The following is a 4,497-nucleotide window of genomic DNA, read 5'->3' on the forward strand; positions in this document are numbered from 1 at the left end:
GACGCCGGCGTGGGCGTCACCCTGCTCGAAGGCCGGCCGCGCCTGGGCGGGCTCGCCTTCTCCTTCCGGCGCGGCGACCTGACCGTCGACAACGGCCAGCACGTGTACCTGCGCTGCTGCACCGCCTACCGCTGGTTCCTCGACCGGATCGGCGGAGCGGCCCTGGCACCGCTGCAGGACCGCCTCGACGTACCCGTGGTCGACCTCGATCGCCCCGAGGGCCGGCGGCTCGGCAGACTGCGGCGCGACGCGCTGCCGGTCCCCCTCCACCTGGGACGCAGCCTCGCGACCTATCCCCATCTGCCGCTCGCCGACCGGGCCGCGGTGGGCCGGGCCGCACTCGCGCTGAAGGGGCTCGACCTCACCGATCCGGCTCTGGACGACCAGGACTTCGGCAGCTGGCTGGCCGCGCACGGCCAGTCGGCGCGGGCCGTCGAGGCCCTGTGGGACCTGGTCGGGGTCGCCACCCTCAACGCGGTCGCGGGTGAGACGTCCCTGGCGCTCGCCGCGATGGTGTTCAAAACCGGTCTGCTGTCCGACCCCTCGGCGGCCGACATCGGGTGGGCCCGGGTGCCGCTGGGCGACCTGCACGACCGGCTCGCCCGCGAGGCGCTCGACGCCGCGGGCGTGCGCACCGAGGTCCGGACACGGGTCACCTCGGTCTCCGCCGACGCCGACGGAGCGTGGCTGGTCCGGGGTCCCGGCGAGACCGTCCGGGCCGACGCGGTCGTTCTCGCCGTACCGCACCGCGAGGCGTACGACCTGCTGCCCGAGGGCGCGCTCGACGACCCCGGCCGGCTCCTCGGCATCGGTACCGCGCCCATCCTCAACGTTCACGTGGTCTACGACCGCCGCGTGCTCGCGCGCCCCTTCTTCGCGGCCCTCGGCACCCCCGTGCAGTGGGTCTTCGACCGCACCGACGCCTCCGGGCTGAAGCACGGCCAGTACCTGGCGCTGTCCCAGTCGGTCGCCCACGCCGACATCGACGAGCCGGTCGCCGCCCTGCGCGAGCGCTACCTGCCCGAACTGGAGCGCCTGCTGCCGCGTACGCGCGACGCGCGCGTCGAGGACTTCTTCGTCACCCGGGAGCGCACCGCCACGTTCGCTCCCGCCCCCGGCGTCGGACGCCTCAGGCCCGGCGCCCGCACCAAGGCACCCGGCCTGTACCTGGCCGGAGCGTGGACCGCCACCGGGTGGCCCGCGACCATGGAGGGCGCGGTCCGCAGCGGTGTCGGCGCGGCGGACGCCGCGCTGGACGCCCTCGGCCGGCCCCGCCCCCGCCACCTCTTCGCGATCGAGGAGGCGGCCTGATGCTGCAACGGAGCGGTGCGGCAGGCTTCCGCGCCCCCGGTACCGCAACAAGAGGAGAGACTGTGCCCCCTGTGCCCCCGGCCCCGCAGGCCGCTCGAAGGACCGCGGTGGACGTGACCGCGCTCCTGGAGCGCGGGCGGAACCTGGCCACGCCGGTACTGCGGGCGGCCGTCGACCGCCTGGCCCCTCCCATGGACACGGTCGCCGCCTACCACTTCGGCTGGATCGACGCCCAGGGCCGGCCCGCGGACGGTGACGGCGGCAAGGCCGTGCGCCCCGCGCTCGCCGTGCTGTCCGCCGAGGTCACCGGCGCCGCCCCGGAGACCGGCGTCCCCGGCGCGGTCGCCGTCGAACTGGTCCACAACTTCTCGCTGCTGCACGACGACCTGATGGACGGCGACGAACAACGCCGGCACCGCGACACCGTCTGGAAGGTGCACGGCCCCGCCCAGGCCATCCTGGTCGGCGACGCGCTGTTCGCCCTGGCCAACGAGGTGCTGCTGGAACTCGGCACCGTCGAGGCGGGGCGCGCCGCCCGCCGGCTGACCAGGGCGAGCCGCGCGCTCATCGACGGCCAGGCCCAGGACATCTCCTACGAGCACCGCGACCGCGTCAGCGTCGAGGAGTGCCTGGAGATGGAGGGCAACAAGACCGGCGCCCTGCTCGCCTGCGCCAGCTCCATCGGCGCGGTCCTCGGCGGCGCGGACGACCGCACCGCCGACGCGCTGGAGACGTACGGCCACCACCTCGGCCTCGCCTTCCAGGCCGTCGACGACCTCCTCGGCATCTGGGGCGACCCGGACGCCACCGGCAAACAGACCTGGAGCGACCTGCGCCAGCGCAAGAAGTCCCTCCCGGTCGTGGCCGCGCTCGCGGCGGACGGCCCCGCGTCCCGGCGGCTCGCCGAGATCCTCGCGGCCGACGCCAGGAGCAGCGACTTCGCGAACTTCTCCGAGGAGGAGTTCGCGGCCCGTGCCGCCCTCATCGAGGAGGCCGGCGGCCGCGAGTGGACCGCCGGCGAGGCACGCCGTCAGCACACCGTCGCCATCGAGGCCCTGGACGGCGTGGACATGCCCGACCGGGTGCGGGAGCGGTTCACGGCGCTCGCGGACTTCGTCGTCGTACGAAAGAGATGATCACTATCGGTCGAATAGCCCTCGCGTAGTCGCCGGCCGGTGCCAGGGAGAACGGCACCGGCCGACGGCGGACCCACAGCAGACGCACTCTTTGCAGAACTGCACGAAGGGGAAGCCATGACAGCGACGACCGACGGAAGCACCGGGGCGGCATGGCCGTCCCGCGTGACCGCGGCCAGCGAAAACGACACCGATATCCCCGAGGCGGCCGGGGTTCCCGACATCGCCGCCCACGCCCTGCGCCGCGCCACCGACTTCCTGCTGTCCCGGCAGGACGACCAGGGCTGGTGGAAGGGCGACCTCGAGACCAACGTCACGATGGACGCCGAGGACCTGCTGCTGCGTCAGTTCCTCGGCATCCGCGACGAGGAAACCACCCGCGCCGCCGCCCTGTTCATCCGCGGGGAGCAGCGCGAGGACGGCACCTGGGCCACCTTCTACGGGGGACCCGGCGACCTCTCCGCCACCATCGAGGCCTACGTCGCCCTGCGGCTGGCCGGCGACCCGCCGGACGCCCCCCACATGGCACGGGCCGCCGGCTGGATCCGCGAACGGGGCGGCATCGCCGCCGCCCGCGTCTTCACCCGGATCTGGCTGGCCCTGTTCGGCTGGTGGAAGTGGGAGGACCTGCCCGAACTCCCGCCCGAGCTGATCTGGTTCCCCTCCTGGGTGCCGCTCAACATCTACGACTTCGGCTGCTGGGCCCGGCAGACCATCGTGCCGCTGACGATCGTCTCCGCCAAGCGTCCGGTGCGCCCCGCCCCGTTCCCGCTGGACGAACTGCACACCGACCCGCACCACCCCAACCCCTCCCGGCCGTTCGCCCCGGCGAGGAGCTGGGACGGCGCCTTCCAGCGGCTGGACAAGGGCCTGCACGCCCTGCGCCGGGCCGTCCCGCGCCGGCTGCGCGCGGCGGCCATGAACACCGCCGCCCGCTGGATCATCGAGCGCCAGGAGAACGACGGCTGCTGGGGCGGTATCCAGCCCCCGGCCGTGTACTCCGTCATCGCCCTGCACCTGCTCGGCTACGACCTGAACCACCCGGTGATGCGCGCCGGCCTGGAGTCACTGGACCGGTTCGCCGTGTGGCGCGAGGACGGGGCCCGGATGATCGAGGCCTGCCAGTCCCCGGTGTGGGACACCTGCCTCGCCACCATCGCGCTGGCCGACGCCGGGCTGCCGGCCGACCACCCGCAACTGGTCAAGGCCGCCGACTGGATGCTCGGTGAGCAGATCGTGCGGCCCGGCGACTGGTCCGTACGCAGACCCCATCTCCCGCCCGGCGGCTGGGCGTTCGAGTTCCACAACGACAACTACCCCGACATCGACGACACCGCCGAGGTGGTCCTCGCGCTGCGCCGGGTCAAGCATCACGACCCCGAGCGGCTGGACAACGCGATCGGGCGCGGGGTCCGCTGGAACCTCGGCATGCAGTCGCGGAACGGCGCGTGGGGCGCCTTCGACGTCGACAACACCAGCCCCTTCCCCAACCGGCTGCCGTTCTGCGACTTCGGCGAGGTCATCGACCCGCCGTCGGCCGACGTCACCGCGCACGTCGTGGAGATGCTCGCCGTCGAGGGCCTCGCCCACGATCCGCGCACCCGGCGCGGCATCCAGTGGCTCCTCGCTGAACAGGAGCCCGACGGCTCGTGGTTCGGGCGCTGGGGCGTCAACTACCTCTACGGCACCGGCTCCGTGGTCCCCGCGCTGACCGCGGCCGGGTTCCCCGGTTCGCACCCGGCGATCCGGCGGGCGGTCGGCTGGCTGGAGAAGGTGCAGAACGACGACGGCGGCTGGGGCGAGGACCTGCGCTCCTACCGCGACGTCAGGGGGTGGAGCGGCCGGGGCGCCTCGACGCCCTCACAGACCGGCTGGGCGCTGATGGCGCTGCTGGCGGCCGGGGAGCGGGACTCCCGGGCCGTCGAACGCGGCATCCGGTGGCTGGCCGCCACCCAGCGCGAGGACGGTTCCTGGGACGAGCCGTACTTCACCGGCACCGGCTTCCCCTGGGACTTCTCCATCAACTACCACCTCTACCGGCAGGTCTTCC

At 73.7% G+C, this 4,497-nt stretch carries 3 protein-coding genes; all 3 read left to right on the top strand.

The genetic code is table 11. From position 1 onward, the window contains the following. Nucleotides 1-1,311: hydroxysqualene dehydroxylase HpnE (gene hpnE, locus B9S61_RS12915; RefSeq protein ID WP_103542381.1), on the top strand; the 1,311-nt coding region annotated here is incomplete at its 5' end. Between the two features lie 71 nt (nucleotides 1,312-1,382). After that, on the top strand, nucleotides 1,383-2,447 hold the full coding sequence (locus B9S61_RS12920) for a polyprenyl synthetase family protein (protein ID WP_103542382.1): 1,065 nt from the start codon (nucleotides 1,383-1,385) through the stop codon (nucleotides 2,445-2,447). A gap of 117 nt (nucleotides 2,448-2,564) precedes the next feature. Next, nucleotides 2,565-4,497, top strand: a 1,933-nt coding sequence (gene shc, locus B9S61_RS12925) for a squalene--hopene cyclase (RefSeq protein WP_103542383.1), incomplete at its 3' end; no start/stop codon positions are given.

This window comes from Streptomyces sp. SM1 (assembly GCF_002910825.1).
Classification (GTDB): Bacteria; Actinomycetota; Actinomycetes; order Streptomycetales; family Streptomycetaceae; genus Streptomyces; species Streptomyces okerensis.